This window comes from Vibrio lamellibrachiae (assembly GCF_050337265.1).
GTDB lineage: Bacteria > Pseudomonadota > Gammaproteobacteria > Enterobacterales > Vibrionaceae > Vibrio > Vibrio kyushuensis.
On the sequence record NZ_JAKJSU010000005.1, the window covers coordinates 594,626 to 613,082 of the forward strand.

The window sequence follows — 18,457 nt, forward strand, 5'->3', positions numbered from 1 at the left end:
ATATGTTCGATTATTACTATTTTTCCGCTTTTGAACGTACTTCGGTTAAACGTTTGGTGATGCGATTGACGCTTTCTTTAGCAAAGATCTCATCCATGTTCATCGATAGCTTACGACGCCAGTTAGGATATTCATTAACTGTACCCGGAATGTTAACGGGTTGATCCATTTCTAGCCAATCTTCCAACTGAACACTCAGTAGCGATGATGAGCCTGCAGCAACGTGTAATTGAAGGGCTTCACTTAAATATGAGTCCATTGGGACTTGAGATGCATCACGGCCAATACCTTCAGGTAGATAACCATGCCACGCAACAGAATCAAGAATGCCTTGTTTACAAGTTAGGCGATCTTGATACAGGCCTTCTAGCTGTTCAGTGTCGGGATACAGACCAATTTCATGGCCCATTTTCAAGTCGTCACAGTGCCAGAAACCACGTAACGTTGGCATGTCGTGAGTACATAGAGCCGACATTGATTGCTCTGCATAATGCGCCGGAGAAATAAATCCGCCATCGTCTTTTGACGTTTCGAAGAAGAACACTTTATACGAATTAACACCCGCGTCACGCAAGATATCAACAATCTCATCAGGCACAGTACCTAGATCTTCACCAATTACGCTACACTGATGACGATGTGATTCTAGAGCCAGAATCGCGAGCATGTCTTGAACAGGATAATAGATATACGCGCCTTTCGTTGCGTCTTCACCTTTTGGAATCCACCACAAACGCAATAGACCTAAAACATGGTCAATACGTAAAGAGCCGCAATGCTTCATGTTAGCGCGAAGCAGTTTTATGTACGCGTCATACCCTGTCTCTTGTAGTACTTGCGGATTCAGCGGTGGCAAACCCCAGTTTTGACCCAGTGGACCTAATACATCAGGTGGCGCGCCAATACTTGCATCAAGCACTAAACTGCCATTATCTGCCCAAGTTTCAGAGCCAGAATCTGCAACGCCAACAGCAAGATCACGGTACAAGCCTACCGCCATGCCTTTTTCTTCAGCGAGCAATTGAGCTTCATTTATCTGAGTATCCGCTACCCATTGAAGATACATGTAAAGATGAACACTGTCTTGGTTCTCTGTAATGTATTTTTGTACCGAAGCATTTTCAAACTGACGATACTCTTCTGGGAAAACAGGCCAACCCCAGATATCTGAATTTTCGCTATGAAGATCAGCGTGCAATGCATCAAATGCCGCCTGATGCACTAGACTCTCTCCGCCTAATTCCACAAACGAAAGGAATGCTTGTGCACGTTCACTGTTTTTATCTAAATGACGAGACTTAAACTCAGCGTATAACATTGGTAAAACGCTGTTTTTAAGATCGGCAACTTCACTGTAATTAACCCAGTGAGATTCACGTACTTTCTGTAGACGCTGCTGAAATTCAGCACTTCCGACGGTCTGTTGTGCTTTTGCACTTAATGCAAACTCAGGGACTGAGCTCACATCAATGTATAAAATATTTAACCAACGACGTGAAGATGGGCTGTATGGGCTTGCCCCTTCTGGGTTGGCAGGAAATAGCGAGTGAATAGGGTTCAAACCAACGAAGTCACCACCGCGAGATGCGATATCTGCGACGAGTTGTTTCAAGTCACCAAAATCACCAATACCCCAGTTGTGAGACGTACGTAGGGTATAGAGCTGAACACTTGGCCCCCACATTTTTTTGCCTTCGCTCATCGCTTCTTGCTTGAAACAAGATTGAGGCGTGACAATCAATGACATTTCATACGGCGATTTGCGACGCTTACGTGTCACGATAAGTTTGTGATAACCCCACTTAAGATCATTAGGTAAGGTAAATACTAAAGGGCCACCCTCTTTACGCTCATCGCGTACAATTTGAGATTGAAGATAGCCTTCAAGTACGTCACCTTGCTCTGTTTCTAAGCGCCAGCTAAATTCACTTTCTCTCGCGCTCACACCTAAGTTAAGTTCTACTTCAACAGGCTCACCATCCCGAAGGACTAAAACAGGCTCTAAGACCTGTTTTTTATGTTTCTTTTCAGCCGATTTTAATAGCGCCGCATCATTGCGCGTATCGTAACCAAGTGAGTTTAATAAGCTTAATAGTGTCTCATCGGCAACTTTTGCTTCTTCACCCCAAGCACTGATGTAACTATCAGCGAGTCGAGCCATTTCGGCGACTTGTTGTAATGCAGTTTGTTTTGTCATCGCTCTCTCCGAAGGTTTACTTATCCCTTCTTTGTGTAGGGTATTTATCTAACCGATACTCGGAATGTTTAAAGTCTAAACCGAGTAAGCCAAGGCCCTAAACTTTATACATAGGAAAACCTTGGCTTAATTTGTTGGAAAATTAACGCTTAACTGTTTCTAGTTTCCAGATATTATTCACGTAGTCTCTAATGCTTCGGTCAGAACTGAATTTACCGACTAACGCTGTATTTAGAATCGCTTTTTTCGCCCAACCTGCTTGGTCTCGATACTGCTTATCCATATCTTCATGCGCTTTAACATACGAAGCAAAATCAGCTAGACATAAGTATGGGTCACCGCCATCAAGTAGGCTGTCATAAGTCACACGAAGCTTACCTGGTTCACCCGGTGTGAATTCATCACTAAGTAATAGGTCTAGTGACGCTTTAAGTAGTGGGTCTGAATTATAGTAATCAAACGGGTTGTAGCCGCGAGCTTTGGTTGCTTCTACTTCATCCACATCTAAACCAAAGATGTAGATATTTTCGTCGCCAACTTCCTCACGGATCTCAACGTTTGCTCCATCCATCGTACCGATAGTCAATGCACCGTTAAGTGCCATCTTCATATTACCTGTACCTGATGCTTCTTTACCTGCCGTTGAGATTTGCTCAGAAACGTCGGCCGCTGGAATGATGATTTCAGCAAGACTTACACGGTAGTCAGGTAGGAAAACAACTTTAAGCTTGTTACCAATGCGTGGGTCGTTGTTCACTTTCTCAGCAATCTTGTTCAGTGCGTAGATGATCTCTTTCGCTAGGTGGTAACCCGGAGCCGCTTTTGCTGCAAAGAATACAACGCGAGGCGCCATATCAAACTCTGGATCATTTAGTAGACGGTGATACAGAGACAAGATGTGCAGCATGTTTAGGTGCTGACGCTTGTACTCGTGCAGACGCTTGATTTGAACGTCGAAGATCGCATTCGTATCAAGCTCAATGTCCATGTTTTCAGAAACCCAATCAGCCAAACGCTGTTTATTCTCTTTCTTCACAGCCATGAACGATTTTTGGAACTTCGCATCGTCGGCAAACTTAGCAACAGCTTCTAGCTTCTCAAGGTGAGCTGGCCAATCAGAACCAATTTTGTCAGTAATCAAAGCAGATAATGCTGGGTTACAGAACTTCAACCAACGACGTGGTGTCACACCATTAGTCACGTTGTGTAGGCGCGTTGGGTACATTTCGTGGAACTCAGGGAAAAGGTCACGTTTTACCAAGTCTGAGTGAAGTGCTGCAACACCATTCACAGCGTAAGATCCGACCACGCTTAGGTTGGCCATGCGAACCATACGGTGGAAACCTTCTTGGATGATAGACAGCTTTTGCTGCTTCTCAACATCACCAGGCCACATCTGACGAACTTCTTGTAAGAACAGGTGGTTGATGTGGTAGATGATTTCCATATGACGAGGAAGTAGACGTTGAATCAAAGACTCACTCCACGTCTCTAGTGCTTCAGGAAGGAGCGTGTGGTTTGTGTATGCAAAGGTTTTAGAGCTGATTGTCCAAGCTTCATTCCAGCTCAAGCCTTTCTCATCAATCAAAATACGCATTAGCTCAGGGATAGCGATAGCTGGGTGGGTATCGTTTAGTTGAACTGTTTCGTATTTTGGTAAAGATGCCAGTGTGTGACCCGCTGCTTCATGGCGACGAAGGATGTCACGAATGGATGCTGCACTGTGGAAGTACTGTTGCATCAGACGCAGTGTCTTACCCTTCTCATGGTTATCATTTGGGTAAAGAACTTTGGTGATGTTACCGGCATCAATTAATGCGTGTTGCGCTTCAAAGTAATCACCGTTGTTAAAGCTTGCTAGTGAGAAAGGCGCAATTGCTTGGCACTCCCACAAACGCAGTGGATAAACCGTATCACTTTCATAACCAACGATTGGCAGATCCCATGGCATTGCTTTTACAGCCATACCAGGAACCCAACGACGTTTCTCTTTGCCTTGATCTTGGTATGTTTCAACATGACCATAGAAACCAATTTCTTGTGCAAGTTCTGGACGAGCAACTTCCCATGGGTAGCCTTCTACACCACGCCAAGCATCAGGCGCTTCTTGCTGATGACCTTTCTCAAATGATTGCTTGAACAAACCGTATTCGTAGTGAAGGCCATAGCCTACTGTTGGGTATTCTTGTGCCGCACATGAATCCATGAAACAGGCAGCAAGACGACCCAAACCACCATTACCTAATGATGGGTCACGCTCTTCTTCTAGTAAGTCTGTTAAGTTTTGGCCAAGCTCTTCCATTGCATGAGTGATCTCTTCGTATAGACCCATGCTGATTAAGTTGTTGCCTGTTAGTCGACCAATCAAAAACTCTAGCGATAGGTAGTTAACGCTTTTCGCTGATTTGATTTTCTTATCTTGCTCTGTTTGTAGCAGATCAAGAGTTGTTAATTCTGCAAGCGCTCGCCCCATCGCTAGGTACCAAGCACGGCTGTCTGCATTTTCGATCGTCGTTGCGTACGTCGCTGATAAATGCTTTTTTACGCTTTCTTGAAATGCGATCTTATTAAAATTCTTTTGTTGAGTAGGTTTCATTATAGAAATCTCACTTTATTGGTTTAATCCATCTGAGACATATCGTGCATCCACACGCTATTCAAAACATCCTCCTACTCGTGGTGAGACTGAGGAGGAGTAACTAGGGCGTAGAGGGCGTACCTCATACCTATCGGTGATCTAAATCTCACAAATCGATGCTAGCGATAAATCAGTCGTGATTCGCCTCACATCACCCTTGCATTTACCCTACTCTGTATTCATTAAAAAAGTATCTACCCTCTATTGATTGAACACTCAAAATGAGAAACAGATCGCATAGTAATGTCTATTTTTCTGAAAATTTCATAAAAATCAGTACAAGCGAGGACTCAGTGACACGACAAATCCCGCACTAGCGTGATACCTATCACACTTTTAAGGCGTAGAGTGCATTTTTGAGGCTCTGAAGGGAAAAATTGGCCTTGGATCAACAAAAGTGCTTCATAACTTCCAGTACTATCCCCAAATAACGATCAATTGATCATAATAATTACGGATTAGAAAGATGTGGATTCCATCGAAATTAACTCGACCTGGTCGACTTCATAATGCGATTGTACGTCCTAGAGTCCTAGATCTACTGCAACAGGCTCCTTGTTATAAGCTTGTGCTTTTTCGCTCTCCTGCCGGATATGGCAAAACAACGATGGCCTCTCAGTGGTTGTCTGATAAATCTCATGTGGGCTGGTATAGCATCGATGAAAGCGACAATGACCCATTTCGCTTTATTAACTATCTGCTTCAAGCATTGAATAAAGGGACAGATAACGCCTGTCCAAATGCTCAAACATTGGCTGAGAAGCGTCAATTCTCGTCGCTGCACTCGTTATTTAGTGAAGTCTTTGCTGAGCTCTCCAACTTTCACCAAGAGTGTTTTCTTGTACTGGATGATTATCACCTCATTTCAGATGACGACATTCATGAGGCAATGCGCTTCTTCCTTAAGCATATGCCAGACAACCTTACCCTTGTCGTCACCAGCCGCGCTGCACCACCTTTAGGAACTGCCAATTTACGTGTGCGTGATCTGATGATTGAAATCGGCAACGATCTGCTTGCCTTCGATACAGAAGAGACAACTCGATTTTTCAATCAACGCGTTGCCGATGGCATTGATAATGACACAGCGAAGAACCTTCAGACTTATGTTGAAGGCTGGCCTTCTGCATTGCAGTTAATCGCCTTACAAGCTCAACATCAAAAGCGCACATTGGCTCAATCAGCCGAGTCTGTTTCGCAATTTAATCACGCCCATTTATGGGATTATTTGGTCGAAGAAGTCTTTGATCTACTCGATCAAGAAACACGTCAGTTTTTGCTGCAATGTTCGGTACTGGATCACTTCAATGACGAGCTTGTGAGTGCGCTTACCGAACGCGATGACGCATTGAGCATGATCGAATCGCTAAATCGATACGGACTATTCATCTATCCACTAGAAGATGAACAAAACTGGTATCGATTCCATAACCTTTTTGCTGAATTCCTTGCTCATGAACGTATGGCTCGCATTCCACAACAAGAACGACAACTGCATAAAACAGCGGCGCAAGCTTGGTTAAATCAAAAGTCACCTCATCAAGCCCTGCAGCATGCACAACAGGCAAAAGATAGCGAACTGGTGGCCTCTATATTGGCCAGTTACGGCTGGAAAATGTTCAACAGTGGAGAGCTACAAGCTCTTGAAAAAGCGATCAAAACATTAGAACCAACACAATTATACAGTGAACCTAAACTTTGCATGCTTGAAGCATGGCTTGCACAAAGTCAGCACAGGTATAACGATGTTGGCGACTTATTAGCAAAAGCCGACGAGCAGATGAAGCTGCATAAGGTGAAGCTTTCATCTAAAGAGCAAGGTGAATTTAATGCTCTACGAGCACAAGTGGCAATTAACCAAAATGAACCAGAAAAAGCATTAGAGCTTGCAGAGTTAGCACTCAGTCAGCTGGATCACACCGTCTACCGTAGCCGAATTGTGGCAACGTCGGTCGTCGGGGAAGTCAATCACGTACTTGGTCATTTAAGCCGCGCACTGCCTATGATGCAGCAAACTGAAAAACTTGCACGCCAGTATCAAGTTTATCATCAGGCCTTATGGGCAATGCTGCAACAAAGTGAAATTCTTATTGCTCAGGGTTACGTTCAAGCCGCATTTGAGGTTCAAGACAACGCTTTTAAATTGATTGAAGAACATCAACTTCAACAAGTACCTATGCATGAGTTTTTACTTCGCTTACGTGCCCAAGTCTTTTGGTGCTGGAACCGTTTAGATGAAGCTGAAGAGTGTGCTTATAAAAGTTTAGATGTGCTAGGAAACCATGATTCAAGTAAGCACTTACATAGCTACTCGATGTTGGCTCGTATAGCCATCGGTCGCGGCGAGCTTGATAAAGCAGCCAAATTCATTGATCAAATTGACCACCTTCTTAAACAATCAACTTACCACGTCGATTGGACAGCAAATGCCTCTCTATCCTTAATCTTATTTTGGCAAGCTCGTGGCGATTTGGACTCAATACGACAGTGGCTCGATACTGCAGTTAGACCCGATGAAGCATGTAATCACTTCACTCAACTTCAGTGGCGAAATATTACTCGCGCTTACATTAATATTGGCGAACATAACAAAGCACAAGAGACACTCGCGTTCATTCAAAAGGAAGCGAATAAAGCTCAGCTTTTGACCGATACCAATCGTAATTTGATTGTTGACGCGGTACTTTCGGTGAGCCTAGGCAATGAAGAGGAAGCGAAGGAAAAACTCAAGCAAGCGCTTGAACTCACCAATCAAACAGGTATTCTCGGCAATTTCCTCGTTGACGGTGGAAAGATAGGTCATTTACTTGAAAAGCTAAGTAACAAGTCTGAGCTTGGCGATTTAGAACGCCATCGCGCTCAACAACTGACTAAAGATATCTCAACCACGCAGCGTAGTCGTTCTGTTCACTTTGATGAAGAGTTTGTTGAAAAGCTGGTTAATCACCCGAACATTCCAGAGTTGGTAAGAACCAGCCCCCTAACGCAGCGTGAATGGCAAGTACTCGGTTTGATCTATTCAGGCTTTAGCAATGAACAAATAGCACAGGAGCTTGATGTTGCCGGAACAACAATTAAAACCCACATCCGAAACCTGTATCAAAAGCTCAACATTGCTAACCGTAAAGAAGCCATTAAGACAGCAGAACACTTGCTGCAGTTAATGGGTTTTTAGTCGTTAACCACTCATCCAACTATTTTAGTAAGTCAGATTCAAGCCAATAAAAAACGCCTAAACATTATGTGAATGTTTAGGCGTTTCAATATTCATTTCTATCAAGATAGCGTCTAGGCTACCTAAGAAATTAGAATTTCTTTGGTGCGAAACCAGTCATTGCATCAACACGTAGTGCTTTACCAATTTTAGTCATCGGGTGTACAACCACTAGACCTTTAACCGATTTCTTTAATTTGCCCATATCAGCTTGTTCAGCTTTGGTAATTTCACGTGAAAACGGCATATCAGAAAGATCTTTACGTTCTTTATTGATATCGTAATCTTGCTTGTGTTTTAGCTGGGCAATCTTTTTATTAATCTTTTCAATTTCATCCGTAAACTTTGAGATCATTGCTTGATCGCCACGAGATTTTGCCGCATCTAACTTAAATTTACATTTATCTAGGCGGTGGTTTAACTGTTGTACTTCTTTTTTTGAACTCATGACTCATGACTCTTGGATGAACTTTGGGCGCGGAGTATATCACAGTCTCACCCTAATCCCATAGAGCGTTATTTTATTGGTTTAAAGTCACTATTTACTTCAACTCACCTAAACTGAAACGATGAAACCCAATCTCAAGGATAGAGAACTATGCACAATTACATCCTAGCTCTTGTATTCGCTGTAATGGCATTACTTACTCCGTTAGCACACGCCAAAGAGTCAATCACAATCAATTACCTCACCCCAGCTAATGAGCAAGAGGCTGATATTCTCAACGTGATTAAAGAGAGTGGCATAGACTCATTAGTTTCAGAATTGGCCAACAAACGGTTTCCCTTCAGCAATACACTAACCATTCAATACGGCGGTAACGAAGGCCCAATGTATGATCCAGAGCAGCACAAGGTTCATATCCCTTATTCGTTCTATCAGCAATCTCTGCACTATTTCACCAATAATAAATATCAAGAACGTTTTGATAAGAGCCCACAACTGGGTGCTATTGATACTTTATTACATACCCTTTTGCACGAAGTCGGCCATGCTTACATTGTTGACCAAAACATCCCCATCTTAGGTAAAGAAGAAGACGCGGTAGATAACTTTGCAACGATCATTTTGATCAACGAAATAGACAATGGAGCTGATGCCGCGATAAGCGCTGCTGATATGTTTGCTTTTGAATCTGATGACAGGCCCGATTTTTACGATTTTGGCGAATACATTGACGAGCACAGTTTTGATTTACAACGTTACTTTTCAACTTTATGCCTTGTGTATGGAAGTGACCCAGACGCCCACAAAGAACTGCTTGATGAAGTAGAAAGTGACTACTTATCGGAAAGACAAGAGTTCTGTGAATTTGAGTACCAGAACTTGTCCCACAATTGGGCACGCTACCTGAAAGAGCAATGAGTCACTCTACATTAAGATAAATAGCATTCGAAAAACCCAGCTACGAACAAGCTTACACATGAGCGGACATTCATATAGTTAACCACTGAAAACACTCACTTTTTTGTGAATGGACTGCAATTTTCTGTGTTTACTGTGACGCTGCGATGATTATCGAGTCTTTTACCTTCCAGCTTCCCAAAAGCGTCTAATATTAAATTCATCACTTAATAAGTATTCGACTGAGGAAAATACCTCAGCGTTTGCCCACAGGAAGTAACTATGAACTTTTCAATTCGCAACCGCCTCTATATTTTATCTATCGTGCCACTGCTCGTCATTGCGGTCGGTATGATGTGGTTTACCTACTTAAAAACAACCGATTTTAATCAACATCAACTCGAACGAACACACTCAAGTATGATGCTGATGAAGCAAAATGAGTTAAAGAGTTATCTTCAAATAGCGCGATCTTCACTTGACCCATTATTAGCGCAAGGCGCGTCTTTAGAAGAAGCTCTGCCTACACTTAAAGCGATGCAATACGGTGAGTCCGGTTATATCTTTGCCTATGATGCGAAGGGCGTTCGAGTCGCTGTTGGTAAAGGGACAAAGGGCGTAGGTGATAATTTTTACAACTTACAAGACAAACAAGGCAACTACTTAATTCAGGATTTAATTAAAAATGCTAAAACCGGTCAATTTACGACCTACTACTTCCCTAAGCCCGGGCAGTCTGAAGCCCTGCCTAAACTAAGTTATTCGATGTTTATCCCCGAGTGGAATTTGATGATCGGAACGGGTTTTTATACCGATGACATCGACGCCGTCATTAATGATATGGACAATTCGGCTAACACAGCGCTCAACGATAGCTTAATGGCTATTGTCTTATTCTGTATTTTCATTGCTGTTCTTGTCGCAGTTTTCGCTATCTTTGTTACTCGAAGCATTTTGCACCCAATCGATGTACTTGATAAGTCTATCGGTTCATTTGCAAGTGGTGATGCCGATCTTACCGCACGAATGGAAGCCTTCAAAATTCCTGAATTCGCTAATTTAAGTAAGAACTTCAATATCTTTGTAGAAAGTCTGCAGAATATTATTCGTAATGTGAGCGATGTTGGGCAGCAAGTCGTCAGTGAAACCAACGACATGTCAGGACGAGCTGCAATGGTTGATGAACTCGCTTCCGGTCAGCGTGAAGAAACCGAGCAAGTGGCAACAGCAATGACCGAAATGACCACAACAGCTGGTGAGATCTCGAATAACGCGAGTCACGCTGCTGGTTCAGCAAACGAAGCGGAAGAGCATGCAAAAGAAGCGCAAAAGATCGTTAACTCTGCCGCCAATTCAGTTCGAGAGCTAGCACAAGAGGTATCAGAAGCGAGCGATGTGATTTCTCAGCTAGAGAGTGATGTTAAGAACATCTCCTCTTCACTAGAAGTGATTCAAGACATCGCCGAACAAACCAACCTACTTGCACTAAACGCAGCTATTGAGGCCGCTCGTGCTGGTGAGCAAGGGCGTGGTTTTGCCGTCGTGGCAGATGAGGTTAGAAAACTGGCAAGTCGTACTCAAGAGAGTACCGGTGAGATTCACGCTATGATTGAGCAACTAAAATCAGCGTCTGATGATGCAGTAAAAGCGATGGATTCTAGCCAAGCACGTGGTGACAGTACCGTAAAAGAAGCCAATGCCGCTGCCGAAGCATTAGTAAAAATTCAAGAATCAATTAGCACCATTATGGATATGAACTCACTGATAGCAACAGCAACAGAAGAGCAGAGTATTGTTGGCCAGGAAATATCACAGCGTATAGTGGTTATCTCTGATCAAAGTAGTCAATCAGCAGATCTAGCCAATCAAAATAGAGCGGGTAGCCAGCAGCTAAATGGCCGCGCCAATGAACTGTCTGACCTTGTCGGAAGGTTTACTGTTTAACCTCAATCATGTGATTAAGTCATCTCGTCATAAAAAAACACCAGCTGAAACAAGCTGGTGTTTTTTATTGTTAACCAAGTAACGCTTGAATCCGCTTGGGAAGCCGAGAGTAAACCTTGTCAGCAATAACATGAAAGCTTGGCATGACAGCGTAGACACCCGTAATAAAAAGTGTTGAACCTACTAAGTCGACAGGGCGATGCATACCAATCCATAGGCGGCTATACATAACAGCAGCAGCCCACACTAATACTCCAATTGCCCACGAATAACGTTTATTCTGCCAAAACAGTCCACCAAAAAAAGCCACACAGATCGCGGTAAATATTGTATGCCCGGAAGGAAATGAATAGTCTTTTTCGCCTTGCCAATGACGTGTACGCCACTGACTAACTTCTGACGAAACAGTATCAATAAGCTGTACTTGTTGCTGTTCATCGAGGTTATAAAAGTGAATAGGGGTTGGGATCAATAGATCTTGCGCCAGTAACTCAGTGTATGGGCGTGGGCTTTCCGTCATCACCTTTAAGCTGGTCTTGCTTGCGAAACCAATAACAAGCAAAACAGCTAAGACCATCATATGAGCCAGCAACGTTTTGCGAGGAAGTTTCAATGCCAATGTAGCGACACATAGAACCGCTAAAGTGATTAAAAAACCACGACTTCCGGCAGAATCAGTAGCTATCGTAATAAAGCCACCAAAAGCAGTGCCTACTGACGACTTTAAATCCATATTAATTGTTAGCAATGTTACAGGTATGATTATTAGCAACATCAGCATTAGCTGTAGCAAGCCGCTAAATTTGTTCTTAAATAGTCTATTCACATTTATTTCTTAACGACCGCCTCAAAAGTGGCGATATATTAACGGAATATATGCATGAGAAGTATCAACTAGATGTCAACTTGCTGAAAAATCATTCAATCAAAGGCTTCAGTTAACATCAAGAAACAATAATTGTTTCATCGCATCTAATCGTCACCATCTCTACTCACTAAATTGCGTAAAAATGATGCACAGGCCCATGACCGGAACCGATATCTAACTGGTCAGCATGCTCAATCGCGCCTGAAATATAGTGTTTGGCATTCGCAACAGCATCAATCAGAGGTTTACCCTGTGCAAGATAAGAAGCAATGGCCGATGAAAGCGTACAACCTGTTCCATGAGTGTTCTTTGTTGCCACTCTTTTAGCTGAAAACACTTGAAGCTCATCACCCATGATTAGCAAATCATTACTCTTGTCATCTTTTTCTAAATGACCGCCTTTCAATAACACACTCTTTGAACCAAGCGAATGTAGCTGCTTAATCATCAGTGACATTTCTTGTTCATTTGTAGGTAAAGGTAGACCCGTCAACGCTGCACCTTCTGGCAAATTTGGCGTCACGACATCCGCCAAAGGTAATAACTCCGACTTTAGAGTTCCGACAGCTGATTGTTGAAGCAGCATATCGCCACTCGTTGCTACCATTACCGGATCTAATACTACAAATTTTGGTTTATATTGACGCAGTTTTTCTGCCACTAGAGAAATAATTTCAGTATCTGCAAGCATACCAATTTTAACTGCCACAACTTTCAAATCACCAAAAACAGCGTCTAATTGTTTCTCAACATGTTCTAACGGAATAGGAAATATGCCAGATACACCACAGGTATTTTGTGCAGTAATCGCAGTAATAACCGAGCAGGCATAACCGCCCGTTGCTGAAATTGATTTAATATCGGCTTGAATCCCAGCGCCGCCGCCACTATCGGAACCGGCAATAGTCAAAACGATTGGGGTGGAAGACGCTAAAGAGTGGGTAGACATGAACTAATCCTCAAAAATATATACAAAACACAAGCGTTCGTGATAGCACTTATCATACGTTATCCCGCTTGAATATATCACCACTTCAAATCCTACTTTGTCACAAATTAAAATCCTGAACTATAGTAAATGAGCCAACATAAAAAGGAGAAAGGCTATGAGCCAAGCGGCACTAATTTCAAGGCTGAATGAACTGCCAAGAATATCAGCAGTTTTGCAAGAGCTACTCGACATGGTGAATCAAGAGGATGTTGATTTCGGTGATTTATCGCAAAAAATATCAATCGATCAAGTTCTTACTGCAAGACTTCTTCGCATGGCAAACTCAGCTCACTTTGGCGGCAGCAAAACGGTCTCTTCGGTCAACGAAGCACTACTTCGCGTAGGTACAGGCCCCGTCAGGACCCTCGTCGTTGCATCTGTTTTATCTGGCGCATTTCCTAAAGTACCCACACTCGACATGGATGCCTATTGGACTGATACCTTTGAAGTTTCCGTTATTTCTAGCAAGCTTGCGACCGAATCAGGTATGGATGGTAATGAAGTATTTACCGCTGGCGTATTACATAATATTGGCGAACTTATGATTCATACGTTGGTTCCTGATGAAGCTGTTAAGATCCAAGAACTGGTTGAAAATGGCATGAACCCGATTGCGGCCCAAGAGCAAGTGCTCGATGTCTCTGCCCCTTCTCTTGGCGCAAAGTTAGCCAAAACGTGGAAGTTCCCAGATCATATGGTCGACGCTATTGAGCACTATCACGAGCCAAGAGAAGCAGAAATTTCACCTAAGTTAGCTGTACTTCTTCATTTTGCTCATGCCATCAATGATGATTGGGATGACCTTGCAGACGATCAGCAAAAAGTGCTCTACCTTGCTGAGCACCCTGACGCTCGCCTACTGCATATCTCATCAAACTTCTCTTCTACTATCGACAAGTTCCGTGGCAATGGAAAAGAGCTAGCTCAACAGCTAACTGCCGCCTAGTCTCAACGATCTCAGTATTTAACAGACGACAATATAAATCTCGGCTTCATCTAGCCGAGATCTTTTAATTCAACATATTACACGGCCTAACATGTTACTTAATTCAAGGTATCACTTAGCATAAGCCTCTTTATTCGCTCGCCACCGAATACTCGGCTTTTTGATAACAAGATACACCGCTATTGCCGCAAGGATAAAACCTAACCCCCCCTGCCAATCAAACGACTCTTCAAACATAAACCAAGCTTGAAGTGCCGTTGTAGGCGGAACTAAATAGAACACAGATGCAACGCTTGATGACGCACCATGCTCAACCATATAAAGCAGTAACAAGACGGCCACACACGAGAGAACCACAACTAACCACACAAGGGTAAGCGCTAATTCAGTTGTCCACATAACTTGCATTGTTTCAAAAAAATACGCACAGGGAATAAATAGCGCTGCTGCCGACACATACTGAACCATGGCACTCCCCACCATATCAACGCCTCGACAGAACCGTTTTTGATACAAGGTTCCCAACGTAATTCCGAATAGAGAGAACATACATATACCGACAGCTAGCCACTGATGTTGCTTAGACTGCCAATCAATATTACCGCCTAGCACTAACGCAATGCCGACAAAGCCTAACCCTAGCCCTATCCACTGAGAGAGTTTAAATTTTTCACTCCCCCACGAAAGCAACAAGACAGCCGTTAATATTGGCTGTATGCCGACTAACAGAGAACTGAGCGCCGCTGGCATGCCAAGTGAAATGGCCATGTATGTCCCACCTAAATAGAACCCGTGAATTAACATACCAACCACTAAGCTATGAAAAAATTGCCGCCCTTTCGGTACGGAACGTTTAAGCACCACGATCAAGATAATAAATAGCATTACATTTCCGATCATGCGTATGGAAAGCAGCGTGGCCGGTTCAGCATATTGCAGACCATAACGAGCACCAACAAAACCTGATGCCCACAACACCACAAAAATAAAAGGGATCATCCGCAACAACATAAAAACCCACTAGCCAATCTGTTAACAATACTGCTACTTTAATTAGGTACAGAAGTATAACAAAGGCACAATTTTGACTATTTCTATGGGTACAGAATGGATGTTATAAACAAATATGACCAAGTCGAGCAGTATTTAAGACAAGCAATCACTGCCGGTATCTATCAAACAGATGACAAGCTACCCTCTATCCGGCAACTCAGTTCAGATTTACAGGTCAGTAAGAATACGGTGATACGCGCTTACCAAGAACTTGAAGCCATTGGGTTTATCTATTCTGTTGCAAAGTCAGGATATAGAGTGAGCCTAGCTAAAAGCTCTTCTAATCAGCTCAGTACTGATCAGCATAAGCCCATTAAGGTTGATCTTCTGTCCGTCTGTAAATCCATTCTTACCTACTCGAGTGAGAAAGAGCTGCTGCCAACAGGTTCTGCACATCCAAATATCAACTTTCCTGCGATAAAAAGTTTATACGCTGAAATTGGCCGCCACGCTCGCATGCAAAGTCAACTTCCTAGCCATTACCAAATCCCTCCCGGTAACAATTTACTGATCAAACAATTACTTAAGATTAGCTACGATCTTGGTGTTCCGGCAAAATATAACGAGATCGCAGTGACTCACGGTGCGCAACAAGGGATCAGTCTTGCACTTCGCGCACTTACAAACAAAGGAGATATCGTTGCCGTCGAGTCACCCTGCTACTTTGGGAACTTGCTTTTAATGGAGTCACTCGGGCTCAAGGTAATCGAAATACCAAGTTGTGTGACAACAGGTATCAATCCAGAAGCATTAGGCAAAGCCGTATCGTTGTGGGACATCAAAGCGATCATTGTCACGCCTAACTTTGCCAACCCAACCGGCTCTCAAATGCCTTTAGAAAATCGCAAGGCCCTACTCAACATTTCCAAAGACATTCCTATCATTGAAGATGATGTATTTGGATCCCTCGGTTTTAATGAAAATCTACCAAGCTTGAAGTCGTTGGATACCCAAGACCGCGTGATATACGTTAACTCTCTTTCCAAGACGTTAGACTCTCGGCTGCGTATTGGTTGGATACTATCCGGTCGATACCAACAAAAAATCGAGAAGTACCTCATCAGTGACAACATGGGCAGCTTAAATTTGATGCAATCTGCCGTCGCTGAGTTTCTAACAACAGGTAAATACCGTTCTCACACCAACCGCATGCGTCGTTTATACCAAACAAATGGAAAAAGGCTTCATCAGCAACTTACGCATTATTTAAATCAATATCCTTTATTACAAGGCCAATTCCACCTAACTCAAGCCACAGGATCTTTCATTATGTGGTTAACACTTCCAGATTATGTGGATGGACACCAACTCTCCCTTGAGTGCAAACAAGAAAAAATCAGCGTCTATCCCGGAATGGCTTTCGGTACTAATAACAAATTTAATCACTGTTTACGGTTAACTTACGCCAATCTTGAGGGGAGCCAATCTGAGCAACAAGCGATAGAAAATCTCGCAAGACTCATCAATCATCATTGCCAGAAACAACAGAAGTCAATTAAGCAGCAGAGAAGCAAATAGCGAATGCTTGTCTATAATTACTCTATGTTTCAAATGGAAAAACCTTCCAAGTGGTAAAAGGATTTGATTATGAGCCGCTTACTATTGTTTGCATTTTTACTATCGACACCAGCTTTATCAGCGGATCCTAGCTCGTTGCCATTGAAATGCCAATTACTCAAAACCAGTGACCACTTTTGGTTTTATCGTGATCAAATTGTTTACCGTAGTGATCAATTTGCGGTTTTCCAAAATTTCAAAGGCCGAGTTGTCACTCAGGTCGACCTAAAAACCAATGAGTTGCTCAGGACAACCTACATAGGTGAACCATTTGATCCGGAATACCAAATCTTAATGGGTAAATGTGAGGACGTTAAACACATATTAGAAATGTGGGCCCTAAACCAAGTACCATTAGATAGCTAGGGTCTGTCATTCATAGTCAATGAAGCCATATTGAGGAGAGCCTCGCTGAGTTCAATTTAAAATTCATCTATCTGAAATACTAACCAATTAAATTATTGGCATAATTCAAAGCTAGGTCGATACCATGCCTGATAATAAAATGTTTAAAATAAAAACCCTTCTATTAACCGTAAGCACCTTACTGACTGCTCCTACATTAGCGACTGACGTAACTCAAGGTGACGTTATTCAAGTCGAATTGGGTGATGTTATCCCCACCCAACCCTCAGTAGGTTACGATCAGGTTTACTACAAACTAGGTCGATTCGAACAAGATAAGAAAAAGCTGTTTGATGAGATCTGTGAAGCCAATGGCCAACGTGGTTTAGCCTCTTTTGACAAAAAAACTTCAATCGCTCATGACTCAACAACGTTCGAGTGTAAGGAAGAAGTCGGTGCACGTGAGAAGGACATGAAGACCATCGTCATCGCGCCGAATGGGGACTACTACCTAACTGATGGTCACCATACTTTTAACGTTTTTTGGACCATGACTGAAGGAGGTAACGATTTCCCCGTTCACGTCGTAGTAGAAAAAGATTACCGAGATCTTAGCAACATGGCTGCGTTCTGGGATAGCATGATTACCGATGGCAACACATGGTTATTTGATAGTGAAGGAAAACCGATTACCCCAGCTAGACTACCGATCTCTTTAGGTTTAGAAAACTTCCAAAATGATCAATACCGTTCACTGATGTACTTCTCTCGTGATGTGGGTTGGAACAAATCAGAACAACCCGTTCCGTTCCTAGAGTTCTATTGGTCAAAAGAAGTTCGTCAAGAGATCAACCTCAATGACTACGATCTCACCACAGTTCCAGGCTACACAGAAGCAATCACTGATGTCAGTCACTTCTTACTCTCATTAGAGACAGACAATGTGGGCGACTCCAACCGAACACCTGAGCAAATGGGTCAGTTCAGCGAATTCAATCAGAAAGGGTTGGACAAGCTAATGCGCGAAGGTAAAGGAAAGGTAACGTATTCGCTTCAATATAAAACGGCTCAGATAAACTAACCCACGAAGCCAAGTCACATCAAAATAATAAAAGCCATCTTTAGACTTCAAGCGGAGTTGTTTCAAAATAGCTAAAAGCGGTACACCTGTGGAAGAAGTACTGTTATGATTATGTAAATAGTCGGGGAGCCAATGCAGTTATCTGTGTTTGCTGAGATCGAGATTCGAGACCCGTTGAACCTGATTCAGTTTGTACTGGCGTAGGGAACTATAAGCATTTGATCTTTATAGCACTTCAATGGTTTCCATCCGATGGTTTCCTCTGCATGCACCCCTCA

General features: G+C 42.9%; 13 protein-coding genes and 1 riboswitch. Of the genes, 7 read left to right on the forward strand and 6 right to left on the reverse strand.

Translation table 11 applies throughout. The features are described from left to right. Positions 1-16: 16 nt before the first annotated feature. On the reverse strand, positions 17-2,197 hold the full coding sequence (gene malQ, locus L4C54_RS08250; protein ID WP_428807792.1) for a 4-alpha-glucanotransferase: 2,181 nt from the start codon (positions 2,195-2,197) through the stop codon (positions 17-19). A gap of 142 nt (positions 2,198-2,339) precedes the next feature. Next, positions 2,340-4,793 carry a glycogen/starch/alpha-glucan phosphorylase gene (locus L4C54_RS08255; RefSeq protein ID WP_428799681.1) on the reverse strand — a complete coding sequence of 818 codons (2,454 nt, stop codon included), beginning with the start codon at positions 4,791-4,793 and terminating at the stop codon, positions 2,340-2,342. Positions 4,794-5,301: 508 nt separating this feature from the next. Between L4C54_RS08255 and malT the strand changes: the two genes are divergently transcribed. Next, positions 5,302-8,010: an HTH-type transcriptional regulator MalT gene (gene malT / locus L4C54_RS08260; RefSeq protein WP_428807793.1), complete on the forward strand. Its 2,709-nt coding sequence runs from the start codon at positions 5,302-5,304 to the stop codon at positions 8,008-8,010. A 130-nt stretch (positions 8,011-8,140) separates the two neighbouring features. Here the strand turns inward: malT and L4C54_RS08265 are convergent, their stop codons facing one another. Then, a complete protein-coding gene (locus L4C54_RS08265) occupies positions 8,141-8,497 on the reverse strand; it encodes a YibL family ribosome-associated protein (protein ID WP_428799679.1) in 357 nt (118 codons plus the stop codon). 150 nt (positions 8,498-8,647) lie between these two features. On the opposite strand from L4C54_RS08265, the gene L4C54_RS08270 reads away from it, so the two are divergent. Both L4C54_RS08270 and L4C54_RS08275 read left to right on the forward strand, forming a co-directional pair. Next, positions 8,648-9,415, forward strand: coding sequence for a DUF4344 domain-containing metallopeptidase (locus tag L4C54_RS08270; RefSeq protein ID WP_428807794.1), 768 nt, complete (start codon positions 8,648-8,650; stop codon positions 9,413-9,415). A 261-nt stretch (positions 9,416-9,676) separates the two neighbouring features. After that, entirely contained in the window at positions 9,677-11,338 is a 1,662-nt protein-coding gene (locus L4C54_RS08275) for a methyl-accepting chemotaxis protein (protein WP_428807795.1), read from the forward strand. Positions 11,339-11,408: 70 nt separating this feature from the next. Here L4C54_RS08275 and L4C54_RS08280 read toward each other — a convergent pair whose 3' ends face one another. Beyond that, positions 11,409-12,119, reverse strand: a complete 711-nt coding sequence (locus L4C54_RS08280) for a phosphatase PAP2 family protein (RefSeq protein WP_428807959.1) — start codon at positions 12,117-12,119, stop codon at positions 11,409-11,411. Positions 12,120-12,333: 214 nt separating this feature from the next. Beyond that, the gene (gene thiD, locus L4C54_RS08285; protein WP_428799676.1) at positions 12,334-13,155 is read right to left on the reverse strand and encodes a bifunctional hydroxymethylpyrimidine kinase/phosphomethylpyrimidine kinase; all 822 of its coding nucleotides are present in this window, start codon (positions 13,153-13,155) and stop codon (positions 12,334-12,336) included. A 157-nt stretch (positions 13,156-13,312) separates the two neighbouring features. Here thiD and L4C54_RS08290 point away from each other — a divergent pair, with 157 nt between their 5' ends. Beyond that, complete coding sequence (locus L4C54_RS08290; RefSeq protein WP_428799675.1) at positions 13,313-14,143, forward strand: HDOD domain-containing protein; 831 nt, start codon at positions 13,313-13,315, stop codon at positions 14,141-14,143. Positions 14,144-14,254: 111 nt separating this feature from the next. Here L4C54_RS08290 and L4C54_RS08295 read toward each other — a convergent pair whose 3' ends face one another. Next, positions 14,255-15,154 carry a DMT family transporter gene (locus L4C54_RS08295; protein ID WP_428807796.1) on the reverse strand — a complete coding sequence of 300 codons (900 nt, stop codon included), beginning with the start codon at positions 15,152-15,154 and terminating at the stop codon, positions 14,255-14,257. Between the two features lie 96 nt (positions 15,155-15,250). Here L4C54_RS08295 and L4C54_RS08300 point away from each other — a divergent pair, with 96 nt between their 5' ends. The 3 genes from L4C54_RS08300 (at position 15,251) to L4C54_RS08310 (ending at position 18,179) form a co-directional block, all read left to right on the forward strand. Then, positions 15,251-16,714, forward strand: coding sequence for an aminotransferase-like domain-containing protein (locus L4C54_RS08300; protein WP_428807797.1), 1,464 nt, complete (start codon positions 15,251-15,253; stop codon positions 16,712-16,714). Positions 16,715-16,783: 69 nt separating this feature from the next. Next, the gene (locus L4C54_RS08305) at positions 16,784-17,119 is read left to right on the forward strand and encodes a hypothetical protein (RefSeq protein ID WP_428807798.1); all 336 of its coding nucleotides are present in this window, start codon (positions 16,784-16,786) and stop codon (positions 17,117-17,119) included. Positions 17,120-17,243: 124 nt separating this feature from the next. Then, positions 17,244-18,179, forward strand: coding sequence for a ParB/Srx family N-terminal domain-containing protein (locus L4C54_RS08310; protein ID WP_428807799.1), 936 nt, complete (start codon positions 17,244-17,246; stop codon positions 18,177-18,179). A 112-nt stretch (positions 18,180-18,291) separates the two neighbouring features. After that, positions 18,292-18,403: riboswitch (TPP riboswitch) on the forward strand. The last annotated feature ends 54 nt before the right edge of the window (positions 18,404-18,457 follow it).